Annotated in this window: 14 protein-coding genes; all 14 read left to right on the plus strand. The window is 64.8% G+C overall.

Annotation, left to right across the window (positions count from 1 at the left end; translation table 11 throughout):
• Positions 1-2,597, plus strand: a 2,597-nt coding sequence (gene dnaE / locus AS156_RS15070; RefSeq protein ID WP_245312821.1) for a DNA polymerase III subunit alpha, incomplete at its 5' end; no start/stop codon positions are given.
• Positions 2,598-2,813: 216 nt separating this feature from the next.
• The gene (locus AS156_RS15075; RefSeq protein ID WP_066505408.1) at positions 2,814-3,806 is read left to right on the plus strand and encodes a 30S ribosomal protein S2; all 993 of its coding nucleotides are present in this window, start codon (positions 2,814-2,816) and stop codon (positions 3,804-3,806) included.
• 126 nt (positions 3,807-3,932) lie between these two features.
• A complete protein-coding gene (gene tsf / locus AS156_RS15080) occupies positions 3,933-4,856 on the plus strand; it encodes a translation elongation factor Ts (protein WP_066505409.1) in 924 nt (307 codons plus the stop codon).
• 68 nt (positions 4,857-4,924) lie between these two features.
• The gene (gene pyrH / locus AS156_RS15085; RefSeq protein WP_066505410.1) at positions 4,925-5,641 is read left to right on the plus strand and encodes a UMP kinase; all 717 of its coding nucleotides are present in this window, start codon (positions 4,925-4,927) and stop codon (positions 5,639-5,641) included.
• Positions 5,642-5,691: 50 nt separating this feature from the next.
• The gene (frr, locus tag AS156_RS15090) at positions 5,692-6,255 is read left to right on the plus strand and encodes a ribosome recycling factor (protein WP_066505411.1); all 564 of its coding nucleotides are present in this window, start codon (positions 5,692-5,694) and stop codon (positions 6,253-6,255) included.
• 32 nt (positions 6,256-6,287) lie between these two features.
• Positions 6,288-7,046: an isoprenyl transferase gene (locus AS156_RS15095; RefSeq protein WP_066505412.1), complete on the plus strand. Its 759-nt coding sequence runs from the start codon at positions 6,288-6,290 to the stop codon at positions 7,044-7,046.
• Positions 7,043-7,891 (plus strand): phosphatidate cytidylyltransferase, encoded by an 849-nt coding sequence (locus AS156_RS15100; protein ID WP_066505414.1) that lies wholly within the window; start codon positions 7,043-7,045, stop codon positions 7,889-7,891. The genes AS156_RS15095 and AS156_RS15100 overlap by 4 nt, the downstream gene beginning before the upstream one ends.
• Before the next feature lie 4 nt (positions 7,892-7,895).
• Positions 7,896-9,119, plus strand: coding sequence for a 1-deoxy-D-xylulose-5-phosphate reductoisomerase (gene dxr, locus AS156_RS15105; RefSeq protein WP_066505416.1), 1,224 nt, complete (start codon positions 7,896-7,898; stop codon positions 9,117-9,119).
• A gap of 43 nt (positions 9,120-9,162) precedes the next feature.
• Positions 9,163-10,314, plus strand: a complete 1,152-nt coding sequence (gene rseP, locus AS156_RS15110) for an RIP metalloprotease RseP (protein WP_066505419.1) — start codon at positions 9,163-9,165, stop codon at positions 10,312-10,314.
• Positions 10,315-10,489: 175 nt separating this feature from the next.
• Positions 10,490-13,057: an outer membrane protein assembly factor BamA gene (gene bamA, locus AS156_RS15115; RefSeq protein ID WP_066505422.1), complete on the plus strand. Its 2,568-nt coding sequence runs from the start codon at positions 10,490-10,492 to the stop codon at positions 13,055-13,057.
• A 32-nt stretch (positions 13,058-13,089) separates the two neighbouring features.
• Positions 13,090-14,151: a UDP-3-O-(3-hydroxymyristoyl)glucosamine N-acyltransferase gene (lpxD, locus tag AS156_RS15120; protein ID WP_066505424.1), complete on the plus strand. Its 1,062-nt coding sequence runs from the start codon at positions 13,090-13,092 to the stop codon at positions 14,149-14,151.
• Positions 14,151-14,609, plus strand: a complete 459-nt coding sequence (gene fabZ, locus AS156_RS15125; RefSeq protein ID WP_066505428.1) for a 3-hydroxyacyl-ACP dehydratase FabZ — start codon at positions 14,151-14,153, stop codon at positions 14,607-14,609. The genes lpxD and fabZ overlap by 1 nt, the downstream gene beginning before the upstream one ends.
• Before the next feature lie 241 nt (positions 14,610-14,850).
• Positions 14,851-15,645 (plus strand): acyl-ACP--UDP-N-acetylglucosamine O-acyltransferase, encoded by a 795-nt coding sequence (lpxA, locus tag AS156_RS15130; RefSeq protein WP_066505429.1) that lies wholly within the window; start codon positions 14,851-14,853, stop codon positions 15,643-15,645.
• 19 nt (positions 15,646-15,664) lie between these two features.
• A complete protein-coding gene (locus AS156_RS15135; protein WP_066505869.1) occupies positions 15,665-16,522 on the plus strand; it encodes an LpxI family protein in 858 nt (285 codons plus the stop codon).

Consider the following 16,522-nt stretch of genomic DNA (forward strand, 5'->3'; position numbering starts at 1 on the left):
GGCAGGCGGAGGAGGGCCTCGCGAGGCGCCTGCAGGTGCATGGTCTTTCGCCGGGGCTGACGGACGAGGACTACAGCAAGCGGCTCGCCTTCGAGCTCGACGTCATTACCCGCATGAAATATGCGGGCTACTTCCTGATCGTCTCCGATTTCATCAAATGGGCCAAGGCGCAGGGCATTCCTGTCGGCCCGGGCCGCGGCTCGGGCGCCGGTTCGCTGGTCGCTTGGGCGCTCACCATCACCGACCTCGACCCGATGCGCTTCGCGCTGCTGTTCGAGCGCTTCCTCAATCCCGAACGCGTCTCGATGCCGGACTTCGACATCGACTTCTGCCAGGACCGCCGCGGCGAGGTGATCCAGTATGTGCAGGACCGCTACGGCCGCGACCAGGTGGCGCAGATCATCACCTTCGGTACGCTGCAGGCGCGCGGCGTGCTGCGCGACGTCGGGCGCGTGCTGCAGATGCCCTACGGCCAGGTCGACAAGCTGACCAAGCTGGTGCCGCAGAACCCCGCTGCGCCGGTGACGCTGGCGCAGGCGATCGAGGGCGAACCCAAGCTGCAGGCGTTCCGTGACGAGGATCCGGTGGTGGCGCGGGCCTTCGACATCGCGCAGCGCCTCGAGGGCCTGACCCGCCACGCCTCGACCCACGCCGCCGGTATCGTGATCGGTGATCGGCCGCTCAGCGAGCTGGTGCCACTGTACCGCGATCCGAAATCCGATATGCCGGTGACCCAGTTCAACATGAAATGGGTCGAGCCGGCCGGCCTCGTGAAGTTCGACTTCCTCGGCCTCAAGACGCTGACCGTGCTCGACGTTGCGGTGAAGCTGCTCAAGCAGCGCGACGTCCATGTCGATCTGGCGACGCTGCCGATTGACGACGCGGCGAGTTACCAGATGCTGGCGCGGGGCGACGTGGTCGGCGTGTTCCAGGTGGAAAGCCAGGGCATGCGCCGGGCGCTGATCGACATGCGGCCGGACCGCTTCGAGGACGTCATCGCGCTGGTGGCGCTCTATCGCCCCGGTCCAATGGCGAACATCCCGACCTATTGCGCGCGCAAGCACGGTGACGAGGAGCCGGAATATCTCCATCCGATCCTGGAGCCGATCCTGAAGGAGACGTTCGGCGTCATCATCTATCAGGAACAGGTGATGCAGATCGCGCAGGTGATGGCGGGCTATTCGCTCGGCGACGCCGACCTGTTGCGCCGCGCGATGGGCAAGAAGATCCGCGCCGAGATGGACAAGCAGCGCGACATCTTCGTCGCCGGCGCGACCAAGAACGGCGTGCCGAAGGCACAGGCGGAGACGATCTTCGAACTGCTCGCCAAGTTCGCCGACTACGGCTTCAACAAGAGCCATGCGGCGGCCTATGCGCTGGTATCCTTCCACACCGCCTACATGAAGGCCCATTACCCGGTCGAGTTCCTCGCGGCGTCGATGACGCTCGAACTCAACAACACCGACAAGCTCTCCGAATTTCGCTCCGAGGCGCAGCGGCTCGGCATCAAGGTCGAGGCGCCCAACGTCAACCGGTCGGGTGCGACCTTCGAGGTCGGCGGCAACACGATCTATTACGCACTCGCCGCGCTGAAGGGCGTGGGCCTGCAGGCCGTCGAGCAGATCGTCGAAGAGCGCAAGAAGGGAGCGTTCACGTCGCTTGCCGATTTCGCCGCGCGCGTGAGCCCGCGCGCGATCAACAAGCGCATCATCGAGAGCCTTGCGGCGGCGGGCGCCTTCGACACGCTCGAGCCCAACCGCGCCAAGGTGTTCGCCGGTGCGGATGCGATCCTCGCCGCCTGCCAGCGCAGCCACGAAGCTGCGACCTCGGGCCAGAACGACATGTTCGGCGGCGCTGCCGATGCACCGAGCATCATCCTGCCGCAGGTCGAGCCGTGGCTGCCGGCGGACCGGCTGCGCCGCGAATATGATGCGATCGGCTTCTTCCTCTCGGGCCATCCGCTCGACGACTACGCGACCGCCCTGAAGCGGCTCCGCGTGCAGTCATGGGCGGAGTTCTCGCGGGCGGTCAAAACCGGCGCGACCGCGGGCAAGGTGGCGGCAACGGTGGTGTCGCGCATGGAGCGCCGCACCAAGACCGGCAACAAGATGGGCATCATGGGCCTGTCGGACCCGACCGGGCATTTCGAGGCGGTGCTGTTCTCCGAGGGGCTTGCGCAATATCGCGAGGTGCTCGAGCCGGGTGCGGCGGTGCTGTTGCAGCTTGGCGCCGAACTGCAGGGCGAGGATGTGCGGGCGAGGGTGCTGCACGCCGAACCGCTGGATCACGCCGCGGCCAAGACGCAGAAGGGGCTGCGCATCTTCGTCCGCGACACCAAGCCACTGGACTCGATCGCTCGCCGGCTCAACATGCCGGAGGCTGCGCCCGCGCCCGGAGGCGCAGGAAAGGTGCCAGCGGCAAAGCCGGCGCCGGCACCGCCGCCCGCGGTCGGTGCCGATGGCGACGTCTCGCTGGTAATGATGCTCGATCTCGAAACCGAGGTGGAGATGAAGCTGCCCGGCCGCTACAAGGTGTCGCCGCAGATCGCCGGTGCGATCAAGGCAGTCGCAGGCGTGGTCGACGTGCAAACGCTCTAAGAGGACCTGTCGGGGCAGAACGGGGCCATTTTGGCCGGAATTCGGCCCGTCCGGCCGGCGCACCGCCCATATTTCCTTGCTTCTGGCGCAAATCGCGCTATATAGCGCGCCATCTCACACGGAAACATGGCTCTCAAGGCCGTCCGGTGGCAACCGGGCCAATCAGGCTCGTTTGCTCACACGTTTCCGGAGGAACCAACCGGAGAAATAAAACCTATGTCGCTGCCCGAATTCAATATGCGTCAGCTTTTGGAAGCTGGCGTTCACTTTGGCCACCAGTCTCACCGCTGGAACCCGAAGATGGCCGATTACATCTTCGGCGCCCGCAACAACATCCACATCATCGACCTCGCGCAGACCGTGCCGATGCTGCATCGCGCGCTTCAGGCGGTCAGCGACACCGTCGCCAAGGGCGGCCGTATCCTGTTCGTCGGCACCAAGCGTTCGGCGCAGGACGGCGTCGCCGAGGCGGCCAAGCGTTCGGCGCAGTACTTCGTCAATTCGCGCTGGCTCGGTGGCACGCTCACCAACTGGAAGACGATCTCCGCCTCGATCAAGCGGCTGCGTCACCTCGATGACGTGCTCTCGTCCGGCGAAGCCAACTCCTACACCAAGAAGGAGCGCCTGACGCTGCAGCGCGAGCGCGACAAGCTCGACCGTTCGCTCGGCGGCATCAAGGACATGGGCGGTTTGCCCGACATGATCTTCGTGATCGACACCAACAAGGAAGACATCGCGATCCAGGAAGCGCAGCGGCTCAACATTCCGGTCGCCGCGATCGTCGATACCAACTCCGACCCGAAGGGCATCACCTATGTGGTGCCGGGCAACGATGACGCCGGCCGCGCGATCTCGCTGTACTGCGACCTTGTGGCGCGCGCCGCCATCGACGGCATCTCCCGCGCGCAGGGCGATTCCGGAATCGACATCGGGGCGTCCGCGGCGCCGATCCAGGAAGACCTTCCGGCGACTGCGCCGTCCGGCTTCCAGGGCCTCGCCGGTCCGCGCGGCACCGCCGACAATCTCAAGAAGCTCACCGGCGTGTCCGGTGCGATCGAGAAGAAGCTCAACGACCTCGGCATCTTCCACTACTGGCAGCTCGCCGAGCTCGATCAGAGCACCGCGCACAAGATCGGCGAAGAAGTCGGTCTTCCGAGCCGTGCAGACGCCTGGGTCGCTCAGGCCAAGACGCTCGCCGAAGCGGAATAACGGTTACGCGGCGTGGCCGGGGCTCACCCGGCCGCCGCTTCTATTCCACGAACAACGATTCCCTGTCGCTAACAGCGGCGCCATTGGGCGCCGCGGTTGCTCTACAGGCAAGAAGGGCATTGAACGATGGCAACGATCTCAGCAGCGATGGTCAAGGAACTCCGCGAGTCGACCGGCGCGGGCATGATGGATTGCAAGGCGGCGCTGACCGAGACCGCCGGCGACATGCAGGCTGCGCAGGATTGGCTGCGCAAGAAGGGCCTGTCGAAGGCCGCCAAGAAGTCGGGCCGCGTCGCGGCCGAAGGCCTGATCGGCGCCCTGACCTCGGGCACCAAGGGCGTGCTGGTCGAGGTCAATTCGGAGACCGACTTCGTCGCGCGCAACGAGCAGTTCCAGGGCCTCGTGAAGATGATCGCCCAGGTCGCGCTGAAGAGCGGCGCCGACGTGGAAAAGATCAAGGCCGCCAAGGTCGGCGATGCCACCGTTGAGACCGCGATCTCGGATGCGATCGCGACCATCGGCGAGAACATGACGCTGCGCCGCGCCGCTTCGCTCGAAGTGAGCAAGGGTGTGGTGTCGAGCTACGTCCACAACGCCGTCATCGACGGCGCCGGCAAGATCGGCGTGATCGTGGCGCTGGAGTCGGCCGGCAAGGCCGACGAGCTCGCGGTCCTCGGCCGCCAGCTTGCCATGCACGTCGCGGCCGCGAAGCCGCTGGCGCTCGATCCGGCCGGGCTCGATCCAGAGACCGTGAAGCGCGAGAAGGACGTGCTGGCCGACAAATACCGCCAGCAGGGCAAGCCCGAGAACGTCATCGAGAAGATCGTCGATTCCGGCCTGAAGACTTACTACAAGGAAGTCTGCCTGCTGGATCAGGCCTTTATCCACGACAGCGGCAAATCCGTTGCCCAGGCGGTGAAGGAAGCTGAGGGCAAGGTCGGGGGCCCGATCAAAATCGCCGGCTTTGTGAACTATGCTCTCGGCGAGGGAATCGAGAAGCAGGAAAGCGATTTCGCCGCTGAAGTCGCGGCCGCCAGCGGCAAGAAGTAACCGCTGACCTCGGCTTCCGGTGCGTATGCCGGAAGCCTGCCTGCGCGGGATAAGGAAGCGATCGCATCATGGCTGAGCCGATCTATCGTCGCGTTGTGATCAAGCTGTCCGGCGAATACCTAGCCGGCCCCCATGCCTTCGGGATCGATCAGCCGACCGTCGACCGCATCGCCGATGACCTGATCGCGGCGCGCCAGCTAGGCATCGAGGTCGCGGTGGTAATCGGCGGCGGCAACATCGTTCGGGGCGTGGAGGTATCCTCGCGCGGCGTGTCCCGGCCGACCGGCGACACCATGGGCATGCTCGCCACCATGATGAACTGCCTCACGCTCGAGGCGGCCATCGAGCGCAAGGGGACCCCGGCGCGGACCCTGTCGGCATTCGTGATGCCGGAGATTTCCGAGCTGTTCACCCGCAGTGCGGCGCACAAATATCTCGCCGAGGGACGGATCGTCCTGCTCGGCGGTGGAACCGGCAATCCGTTCTTCACGACCGACACGACCGCCGTGCTGCGCGCGGCCGAAATCGGTGCGCAGGCAGTGCTGAAGGCCACCAATGTCGACGGCGTCTACAGCGCCGATCCGAAGAAGGACCCCAAGGCCAAGCGCTTTGACCGCCTGACCCATTCGCAGGCGATCGAGGGCGGCTACAAGGTCATGGACGCGACCGCTTTCGCGCTTGCCCGCGAGACGTCGCTGCCTATCATCGTGTTCTCGATCGCGGAGCCCGGTTCGATCGGAGCGATTCTGCGCGGTACCGGACACGGCACAGTCGTCGCCGGCTGACGCTGCGCCGCTCGGCGTCGACAACCGGTTTCTTGAGAAGGGAGAACGTCATGGCCGCACCTGGTTTTGACATCAACGAAGTGAAGCGCCGCATGCAGGGCGCCACGCAATCGCTCAAGCACGAGCTCGGTGGTCTGCGCACCGGCCGCGCCGCGGCCTCCATGCTGGAGCCGGTCCAGGTCGAGGCCTACGGCTCGCATATGCCGCTCAACCAGGTTGCGACCATCAGCGTGCCCGAGCCGCGTCTACTCTCGGTGCAGGTCTGGGACAAGTCGATGGTGAAGGCCGTGGAAAAGGCGATCGTCGATTCCAACCTCGGCCTGTCGCCGGCGACCGAAGGGCAGGTGCTGCGGCTGCGCATTCCCGAGCTCAACCAGGAGCGCCGCAAGGAGCTCGTCAAGGTCGCGCACAAATATGCCGAGGCGGCGAAGGTCGCCGTACGCCACGTGCGACGTGATGGCCTCGATATCATCAAGAAGCTCGAGAAGAATCACGAGATCTCCGAGGACGATCAGGAGCGTTTGTCCAACGAGGTGCAGAAGGCAACCGATGGGGTGATCGCCGAAATCGATCAGTTGCTTGCCGCCAAGGAAAAGGAAATCCTGACAGTTTGACGCGTACGTTGATTTGACGCGGAAAAGAGCCGATGTCGAAAGCCGCCGCCCCAGCAACTGACGGACCGGATCGTTCCGGTGGTCCGTTGCATGTGGCTGTTATCATGGACGGCAACGGGCGCTGGGCGGCCGCGCGCGGCTTGCCGCGCGCCGAGGGCCATCGTCGCGGCGTTGAGGCGCTCCGTCGCGTGGTGCGCGCGGCGAATGAACTCGGCATTCTCTATTTGACGATCTTCTCGTTTAGCTCGGAGAACTGGTCGCGCCCCGCGACCGAGATCGGCGACCTGTTCGGTCTGTTGCGCCGTTTCATCCGCAACGATCTGGCGACGCTGCATCGCGACGGGGTAAGGGTGCGCGTGATCGGCGAACGTGCCGGGCTCGATCCCGACATCTGCGCGCTGCTCAGCGAGGCCGAGGATCTGACCAGGGACAACACCAAGCTCAACCTCGTCGTCGCCTTCAACTATGGCTCGCGTGCGGAAATCGCCTCCGCCGCGCGGCGTCTCGCGCGCGAGGTGGCCGAAGGCAAGCGTGACGCCAACTCGATTGATGCCGACACGCTCGGGCAATATCTCGACGCACCCGACATCCCCGATCCCGATCTGATCATCCGCACCAGCGGCGAGCAGCGGCTGTCGAATTTCCTCATGTGGCAGGCTGCCTATAGCGAACTCGTGTTCGTGCCGATTCACTGGCCGGATTTCGACAAGGCGGCACTCGAAAGCGCGATTGCGGAATACGGCAGGCGCGAGCGCCGGTTCGGCGGCCTCGCTGCGAAAACCGGCTCGTGACCGAACGGGAAGCCGCGCCGGCGGCAACAAGCGAGCAGGGGTCGCGCAACCTCGTGATGCGCGTGGTCGCGGCCCTGGTGCTGGCACCGATCGCGATCGCGCTCGCCTATGTCGGCGGCATCGCATGGTCCCTGCTGGTGACGCTGGCCGCGATCGGACTTTTCGTGGAATGGCTGATGATCACGGGCCTGGCTCGCGAGCTTCGCGTCGTGGCGCCGGGCGTCGCAGCTCTTGCGCTCGTCGGCCTTTGCCTGATGGCGTCGCGGAACGACGCGGCGTTGGTCGTTCTCGTCGCAGGCATAATTGTGCTGGCGCTGACGTCAGGCGCGCAGCGCAACTGGGCCACCGCCGGACTGCTCTATGCGGGGGCCGCCGAGGTTGCCTCGATCCTGGTGCGCCTCGATGCGGCCAAGGGCTTCGCCGCATTGATATTCGTGCTGCTGGTCGTCTGGGTCACCGATATCGGCGGCTATTTCGCCGGCCGCAGCGTCGGCGGCCCGAAGCTCTGGGTGCGGGTGAGTCCGAAGAAGACCTGGGCGGGCGCCATCGGCGGCTTCGTGGCGAGCCTGATCGTTGCCGGCGGTTTCGCCGCCTTCGAGATCGGCTCGACGGGGCCGCTGTTGCTGCTCGGAGCCGGGCTGTCGGTGATTTCGCAACTCGGCGATCTCTTTGAATCCGCGGTGAAACGGCGGTTCGGTGTAAAGGATTCGAGTCACATTATTCCCGGCCATGGCGGTCTGTTAGACCGCCTGGACGGATTTGTTGCAGCCGTCATTGTGGCGGCGATTTTCGGCTTCCTTCGCGGCGGTGCAGATGGCGTCGGACGCGGTCTTATGGTTTGGTGATGAGATGAGCGCAGTTCCGTTGCGTAACAACAAGGCCGCGGCGTCTGCCGTGCGGGCCGTAACCGTCCTGGGTGCCACCGGCTCGATCGGCGACAGCACCATGGATCTCCTGCGCGGCGCACGGGATCGCTACCGGGTCGAGGCGCTGACCGCGAACAGCAATGTCCAGGGGCTCGCCAAGCTGGCGAAGGAATTCGGCGCGCGGTTTGCCGCGATCGCCGATCCGGCCCGGTTGTCCGAGCTGAAGGATGCGCTGGCCGGTACGCGCATCGAGTGCGGAGCCGGGGAGAGTGCGATCATCGAGGCGGCGGCGCGGCCAGCGGACTGGGTCATGGCGGCGGTCAGCGGCGCGGCGGGGCTGAAGCCTGCGCTCGCGGCGGTCGATCGCGGCGCAACGGTTGCGCTCGCCAACAAGGAGTGCCTCGTCTGCGCCGGCGATTTCTTCATGCAGCGTGCCGCGAAGGCGGGCGCCCGAATCCTGCCGGCAGACTCCGAGCATAACGCGCTGTTCCAGGCGCTCAGCTCCGGCAACCGCGAAGAACTGGTGCGGGTGATCATCACCGCGTCCGGCGGACCGTTCCGCACCTGGGCTCGCGCCGATATCGAGCAAGCGACCCTTGAGCAGGCGCTGAAGCACCCTAACTGGAGCATGGGCCAGAAGATCACCATCGATTCCGCGTCGATGATGAACAAAGGCCTGGAAGTCATTGAGGCGTCTTACCTGTTCGGACTGGCGCCCGACGAGATCGACGTGTTGGTGCATCCGCAGTCGATCGTCCACGGTATGGTCGAATTCTCGGACCGCTCGGTGGTGGCGCAACTCGGGACGCCCGACATGCGGATCCCAATCGCGCATTGCCTGGGCTGGCCCGACCGCATCGTCGGTCCGTCGGCGAAGCTCGATCTCGCCAAGATCGGACAGCTGACCTTCGAGGCACCCGATTTCGAACGCTTCCCTGGGCTACGACTGGCCTACGAAGCGCTGCGGACCGGACGTGGAGCGACGACCGTCTTCAATGCTGCCAACGAAGTCGCGGTGGCCGCTTTCATCGCGGGCAAGATCAAGTTCGGCGCGATCGCACGCCTGGTCGAGGCGACCATCAATGATTGGATGCGGTCTGGGAATCTGGCACCGCTGCAATCGGCGGATGAGACGATTTCCGTTGACCATAATGCGCGAAATAGAGCTGCCGCCCTATTGCCTCAAATTGCCTTAAAGGCAACCTAGAGGGTTGGGGACGGAGCCTTTGGCTCTTGTCGAGGGGAAACGAATGCCCGAATTTTTTCTTCATATTTTCAGTACGTTGAGCCATGGGCTCGTGGGCTACATCGTCCCCTTCCTGTTCGTCCTGACGATCGTCGTCTTCTTTCATGAGCTCGGCCATTTCCTCGTCGCGCGCTGGGCAGGCGTGAAGGTGCTGACCTTCTCGCTCGGTTTCGGGCCGGAGCTCGTGGGCCTCAACGACCGGCACGGCACGCGCTGGAAGATCTCCGCGATTCCGCTCGGCGGTTACGTGAAGTTCTTCGGGGACGACACCGAGGCGTCCACGCCAGCGGCGGCCTCGCTCGCCGCGATGACGGCGGAGGAGCGCGAGGGCAGCTTCCACCACAAGAGCGTCGCCAAGCGCGCTGCGATCGTCGCCGCCGGCCCGTTTGCGAATTTCATCCTGGCGATCGTGATTTTCACGTGCCTGTTCACCTTCTTCGGCAAGCCGAGCACGTCGGCACGGGTCGACAAGGTCGAAGCCAACAGCGCAGCCGCGGCCGCCGGGTTCCAGGTCGGTGACGTCGTGACCACGATCGACGGCACGGCGATCGGCAGCTTCGCGGACATGCAGCGCATCGTCAGCATCCACGCCGGCGACAAGCTGACCTTCACGGTCAAGCGGGGCAATTCTACGGTTCAACTCAGCGGTACCCCGGAACTGCGCGAGGTGAAGGACCCCTTCGGCAACACCCACCGGATGGGTGTGCTCGGCATCACGCGGGCGACCGCGCCTGGCGACGCCGTGACCGAGAGGGTCGACCCGGTGACCGCGCTTGGGCTTGGCGTCAAGGAAACCTGGTTCGTGATCGACCGGACCTTGGCCTATATCGGCGGCATCTTCACCGGCCGGGAGGCGGCTGACCAGGTCGGCGGGCCGCTGCGGATCGCCCAGATTTCAGGGCAGGTCGCGACCATCGGCGTGGGGGCCCTGATTCACCTGGCGGCGGTTCTCTCGATCTCCATCGGCCTCCTGAACCTGTTCCCGGTTCCGCTGCTCGATGGGGGACACCTTTTGTTCTATGCCGTCGAGGCCGTCCGTGGCCGCCCGTTGTCGGAGCGGGCTCAAGAAATGGGGTTCCGAATCGGGCTTGGTTTGGTGTTGATGTTGATGGTCTTTGCTACCTACAACGATATCCTGCATCTGGCAGCGTCCTGAAGTGGGCTTTTTTGAGGCGTTGCTAATGGGCAACGTCTTGGAACGAAAATGGAAATGCACTGCGGTAGTAAGTTTGCCGCCATGGCAAAACTGGCTACAAGCTGGGCGGAAGGTTGGGAATCTGTCGGGGCGTTGGGGAACGTGCCGGCATCGGAAAGATAAGGGCGCCTAGCGCATGATGTTTGGAATGCGAGTGAGGGGGGGCTTGTTCGCTGCCCTGGTCATGTTCGCCGTGCCGGTGGCTGCCACCTTGGCGGCCGTAGCTGTGTCTGCGCCTGCAGCCGCTCAAAGCGTCAACTCGATCACCGTGGAGGGGAACCGGCGTGTCGAGGTCGAGACCATTCGCTCCTATTTCCACGCGGGCCCGGGCGGCCGGCTGAGCCAGGCCGACATCGATGACGGCCTGAAGGCCCTGATCGAGACCGGCCTGTTCCAGGACGTCCATATCGATCAGCGCGGTGGCCGTCTGGTCGTCGTCGTGGTCGAAAACCCCGTGATTGGCCGCGTCGCCTTCGAGGGCAACAAGAAGATCAAGGACGAGCAGCTGACCGCTGAAGTCCAATCGAAGCCGCGCGGCACCTTCTCGCGTCCGATGGTCCAGGCCGACGCCCTGCGCATTGCCGAAATCTACCGTCATTCGGGTCGCTACGACGTGCGGGTCAATCCGCAGATCATCGAGCAGCCGAACAACCGCGTCGATCTGGTCTTCGAAATCAATGAAGGCGTGAAGACCGGTGTCCGGTCGATCGAATTCATCGGCAACAACGCTTATTCGGCATCGCGCCTGCGCGACGTCATCAAGACCCGCGAATCGAACATCTTGAGCTTCCTCGGCGGCAACGACGTCTACGACCCCGACCGCGTCGAGGCGGATCGCGACCTGTTGCGCCGGTTCTACCTCAAGCACGGCTATGCCGACGTCCAGGTGGTTGCCGCGCTGACGGAGTATGATCCCGACAAGAAGGGGTTCTCGGTCACCTTCAAGATCGAGGAAGGCCAGCAGTATCGTGTCGCGTCGGTCAATTACACGTCGTCGATCGCCACCCTCAACCCGAACGCGCTGAGCTCGTTCTCGCGCGTCAGCGTCGGCTCGCTCTACAACGCCGAGGCGCTGGAGAAGTCGGTCGAGGAGATGCAGATCGAGGCGTCGCGCCGCGGCTACGCCTTCGCGGTGGTCCGGCCGCGCGGCGACCGCAATTTCGAGAATCACACGGTATCGATCACCTTCGCTGTCGACGAAGGGCCGCGGACCTATATCGAGCGCATCAATATCCGCGGCAATACCCGCACGCGTGACTACGTGATCCGCCGCGAGTTCGATATCTCCGAAGGCGACGCCTATAACCGCGCGCTGGTCGACCGTGCCGAGCGCCGGTTGAAGAACCTCGACTTCTTCAAGAGCGTCAAGATCACCACCGAGCCTGGATCTTCCAGCGACCGTGTCATCCTGATCGTGGATCTCGAGGAGAAATCGACCGGCGACTTCTCGGTCTCGGGCGGCTACTCGACGACCGACGGTGCGCTTGCCGAAGTCAGCGTGTCCGAACGAAACCTGCTCGGGCGAGGCCTGTTCGCAAAGGCGTCGGTGACCTACGGCCAGTATGCGCGCGGCTATTCGCTGTCGTTCGTCGAGCCTTACCTGCTCGATTACCGGGTCGCGCTCGGTCTCGATTTCTACCAGCGCCAGCAGCTGTCCAACAGCTACATCGCGTACGGCACCAAGACGCTCGGCTTCAGCCCGCGGCTCGGCTTCCAGCTCCGCGAAGACCTCTCGCTGCAACTCCGCTACTCGATCTATCAGCAGGAAATCACGCTGCCGTCGACGCTGGCGAACTGTAACAACAACCCGGGCAACGGCCTGCTGGCGTTCAACCCGACCCCGGCGTTCGCGTTCGCGAACGGCTATCCTGCGGGCAGCTCGCAGACCGTGGGCGGCCAGACGGCTACCGACACCTCGGGCATCGGCCTGTGGTGCTATAGCGACGGCGAGGCCTCGCTGCCGGTCCGCAAGGAGCTGGCGGGTGGTTCAACGCTGACCTCGGCGCTCGGCTACACGCTGAACTACAACACCCTCGACAACAACAAGAACCCGACCGACGGCCTCCTGATCGACTTCAAGCAGGACTTCGCCGGCGTGGGTGGTGACGTCAGCTACATCAAGACCGCGATCGATGCGAAGTACTACACCCCGCTGGTCGCTGACATCGTCGGCGTGATCCATGCCCAGGGCGGTATCTTGAACAAGTTGGGCAGCGACGAACTGCGCATGCTCGATCACTTCCAGATGGGTCCGAACCTGGTCCGCGGCTTCGCACCGAACGGCATCGGTCCGCGTGACATCAACCCCTACGGCACGCAGGACGCGCTCGGCGGCACCAAGTACTGGGGCGTGTCGGCGGAACTCCAGATGCCGTTCTGGTTCCTGCCGAAGGAAGTCGGGCTCAAGGGCGCGATCTATGCCGACGCCGGCGGACTGTACGACTACCAGGGACCGACCTCGTGGGCGGCGACGGGCGAAGTCAATCAGCCCGGCTGTATCAAGCCGACGCAGAACCCGCCGTCTCCGGGAACCTGCCTTGGTCTGCAGTATGACGACAGCAAGGTCATCCGCAGCTCGGTCGGTGTCGGCTTGATCTGGCAGTCGCCGTTCGGCCCGCTGCGCTTTGACTATGCGGTACCGCTCACCAAGGGTCAGTTTGACCGCGTACAAGAATTCCGGTTTGGCGGCGGTACAACGTTCTAAGATCGTTCGTCGACCGGACTGCGACGGATGGAATGGCGCAGCCGATCTTCTTCAAGAGTCCCCCTTCGTCAACGCTGGCTGAGATAGCCGCGCTGACGAAGGCGCATTTGGTCGACCCCGAGAGGGGCGCGCAGCAGATCAAGGGGCTGGCTTCGCTCGACGAGGCCGGTCCGATGCATCTCGCCTTCTTCGACAATCTCAAATATGCCGACCAGCTGGCGGCGACCAAAGCTGGTGCCCTGCTGGTCCACCAGCGCTTCGAAGCACAGGTGCCCAAGGGCGTCGCCGTGCTGCGGGCCGCCAAGCCGTTCCATGCCTTCGTCCAGATCGCGCGCGAATGGCATTCCGACGCGCTGCGCCCGCAATCCTGGTTCGGCACCGAGGGCATCGCACCGTCGGCGATCATCGATCCGACCGCCCAGCTCGAGGATGGCGTCATCGTCGACCCGCTGGTGGTGATCGGGCCCCGGGTCGAGATCGGCTCAGGTACCGTGATCGGGGCCGGCGCCGTGATCGGGGCAGACGTCAAGATCGGCCGCGACTGCAATGTGGGCGCCAAGACGACCATCCAGTTCGCCCTGATCGGCAACAACGTCCTGATCCATCCGGGCTGCAATATCGGCCAGGACGGCTACGGCTTCATCTTCTTCGGGCCGTCTGGCCATGTGAAGGTGCCGCAGACCGGCCGGGTGCTGATCCAGAACAATGTCGAGGTCGGTGCCGGTTCGACCATCGATCGCGGTTCCCTGCGCGACACTGTGATCGGCGAGGGCACCAAAGTCGACAACCAGGTCCAGATTGGCCACAATGTAACCATCGGCAGGCACTGCCTGCTGGCGGCCCAGATCGGGCTCGCAGGCAGCCTGACGATTGGCGACAATGTCGCGCTCGGTGCCAAGGTGGGCATCAACAACCACCTCAAGATTGGCGATGGCGCCCAGGTCACCGCGATGAGCGCGGTGAAGGATGACATCCCGGCCAACGGCCGCTGGGGTGGGCATTTCGCCAAGCCGACCAAGCAGTGGTTCAGGGAGATTCTCGCAGTCGAACGCCTGGTGCGCGACGGCGAAACCAAGGGTGAGGGCAAGGAGTAATGGAGGAGTCACCGGTCAGGTTCGAGCTCGTGGATATCAACGATATCCTGAAGACGCTGCCGCACCGCTTTCCGATGCTGTTGATCGACCGGGTGATCAATATCCGCGCCGACTACAGCGGTATCGGCATCAAGAACGTGACCTTCAACGAGCCCGCGTTCCAGGGGCATTTCCCCGAGCGTCCGGTCTATCCTGGCGTGATGATGATCGAGGCGATGGCGCAGACCGCAGGCGTGATCGGCATCAAGTCGGTCGAGGGCACCCAGAAGCCGCGCGCGGTTTACTTCCTGACCATCGACAAGTGCAAGTTCAGGAAGCCGGTGCTGCCCGGCGATACCATCGAATACCACATGCGCTCGATCGGTCGGCGCAAGACGATGTGGTGGTTTCACGGCGATGCCATGGTCGACGGGCAGGTCGTTGCCGAGGCCGATGTCGGCGCCATGCTGACCGACTGAACGGGCGCGGTCGCAAGGTTCTACAGGCGTAGCGGCCGTCCGCTCCCGCGATCCGCAACGCGCGATTGAGGAACACGCCCATCGACGGCGCGTTCATCGGCGCGTCGAAGGCTTCGGCAGGGACGCCGCAACAGGCGGTCATGATACGTCACTGGACAGGGCAGGCAAAGTCGCGCTAACGACCGCGAAACCCGACGCTTTAGCGCCTTGGCGCCGTTAACGAATTCCGGACCGCACCTCCATGAGCATGATCGATCCCACAGCGCGGATTGCAGACGGCGCCGTGATTGGAGCCGGCACCGAGATCGGTCCATACTGCATCATCGGCCCCAACGTCGTGATCGGCGACGATTGCAGGCTGATCGCGCATGTCACGATCAACGGGCATACGAGGATCGGCGCAGGCTGCGTCATCTCGCCGTTCGCCGCGCTCGGCGGTCCGCCGCAGGACCTCAGCTATCGCGGCGAGCCGACCCGTCTCGAGGTCGGCGAGGCCTGCACCATCCGCGAGGGCGTGACGATGAACATCGGCACCGTCAAGGGAGGCGGGCTCACGCGGGTCGGCGATCGCGGCTTCTTCATGAACAACAGCCACGTCGGTCACGACTGCACCGTCGGCAACAATGCGATCTTCGCGACCTCAGCGACGCTTGGCGGCCACTGCGAGATCGGCGACTTCGTCTATATCGGCGGCCTGTCGGCGGTGCATCAGTTCACCCGCGTCGGCCCGCAGGTGATGATCGGCGGCGTCTGCGGCGTGCGCGGCGACATCATCCCGTTCGGGCTCGCCAACGGTCAGTATGCCGCGCTCGAGGGCCTCAACATCATCGGCATGAAGCGCCGCCAGTTCACCAAGCAGCGGCTGGCGACAGTGCGCGCATTCTATCAAAAGCTGTTCCACGGCCCCGGCATCTTCGCCGAGCGGCTGGCGTCGGTGCAATCGCTGGCGGGCGAAGATCCCGCGATCGCGGAGATCCTTGCCTTCATTGACGGCGGCAAGCACCGCGCGCTCTGCCTTCCCGCCAACACGAACTGAGCATGGAATGGCCGCCAGCATGACGTCAGCGGCGCCTTCGATCTCCTCGCCGGTCGGCGTGATCGCCGGCGGCGGCGCAATGCCGTTTGCGGTCGCGGACTCGCTCGTTGCGCGCGGCATCACGCCGGTGCTGTTCGCACTGCGCGGTGCCTGCGACCCGACGCGCGCGCAGCGCTTCCGTCATCGCTGGATCTCGGTCGGCCAACTCGGTCGGGCGACGAGGCTATTCCGCGACGAGGGCTGTCGCGACCTGATCTTCATCGGCACGCTGGTGCGGCCGGCGCTGTCGGAGATCCGGCTCGACTGGGGCACGCTGCGTCTGCTTGGCCACGTCGCGCGCGCGTTTCGCGGCGGCGACGACCACCTCCTGTCCAGCGTGGGGCGGATCCTCGAGCAGCAGGGATTTCGCATGGTCGGAATCAAGGACGTCGCTCCCGATCTGCTGATGCCGGAAGGCGCCATCACGCGTGCGGTGCCTGACAGCAGTGCGCTCGCCGACATCGCGCGGGGGCGCGGTGTGCTTGATGCGCTCGGGCCATTCGACATCGGTCAGGCCGCCGTCGTGATCGACGGGCATGTGGTTGCGGTCGAGGACATCGAAGGCACCGACGGGCTGCTTGCGCGGGTGGCGCGCTTGCGCGCCGCGGGCCGCATCCGCGCCAAGGCGGGGCGCGGTGTGCTGGTGAAGGCGCCGAAGACCGGGCAGGACCTGCGCTTCGATCTGCCGACCATCGGCCCGCGAACGGTCGAGGGAGCGGCAGCCGCGGGCATCGCTGGGGTCGCCGTGATCGCCGGCAACACGCTTGCCGCCGATCCGCAGGCCCTGATCGAGACGGCCGACGCCAGGCAGCTCTTCGTCATTGGTCTGGCCGGCTGA

The sequence above is a fragment of the Bradyrhizobium macuxiense genome, from assembly GCF_001542415.1.
Taxonomy (GTDB): Bacteria; Pseudomonadota; Alphaproteobacteria; order Rhizobiales; family Xanthobacteraceae; genus Bradyrhizobium; species Bradyrhizobium macuxiense.

Excerpts from the sequence above, each read along its gene's own strand:
- AS156_RS15075 (WP_066505408.1), top strand. The coding sequence starts at position 2,814 with ATGTCGCTGCCCGAATTCAATATGCGTCAGCTTTTGGAAGCTGGCGTT.
- tsf (WP_066505409.1), top strand. The coding sequence starts at position 3,933 with ATGGCAACGATCTCAGCAGCGATGGTCAAGGAACTCCGCGAGTCGACC.
- pyrH (WP_066505410.1), top strand. The coding sequence starts at position 4,925 with ATGGCTGAGCCGATCTATCGTCGCGTTGTGATCAAGCTGTCCGGCGAA.
- frr (WP_066505411.1), top strand. The coding sequence starts at position 5,692 with ATGGCCGCACCTGGTTTTGACATCAACGAAGTGAAGCGCCGCATGCAG.
- AS156_RS15095 (WP_066505412.1), top strand. The coding sequence starts at position 6,288 with ATGTCGAAAGCCGCCGCCCCAGCAACTGACGGACCGGATCGTTCCGGT.
- dxr (WP_066505416.1), top strand. The coding sequence starts at position 7,896 with ATGAGCGCAGTTCCGTTGCGTAACAACAAGGCCGCGGCGTCTGCCGTG.
- rseP (WP_066505419.1), top strand. The coding sequence starts at position 9,163 with ATGCCCGAATTTTTTCTTCATATTTTCAGTACGTTGAGCCATGGGCTC.
- bamA (WP_066505422.1), top strand. The coding sequence starts at position 10,490 with ATGATGTTTGGAATGCGAGTGAGGGGGGGCTTGTTCGCTGCCCTGGTC.
- lpxD (WP_066505424.1), top strand. The coding sequence starts at position 13,090 with ATGGCGCAGCCGATCTTCTTCAAGAGTCCCCCTTCGTCAACGCTGGCT.
- fabZ (WP_066505428.1), top strand. The coding sequence starts at position 14,151 with ATGGAGGAGTCACCGGTCAGGTTCGAGCTCGTGGATATCAACGATATC.
- lpxA (WP_066505429.1), top strand. The coding sequence starts at position 14,851 with ATGAGCATGATCGATCCCACAGCGCGGATTGCAGACGGCGCCGTGATT.
- AS156_RS15135 (WP_066505869.1), top strand. The coding sequence starts at position 15,665 with ATGACGTCAGCGGCGCCTTCGATCTCCTCGCCGGTCGGCGTGATCGCC.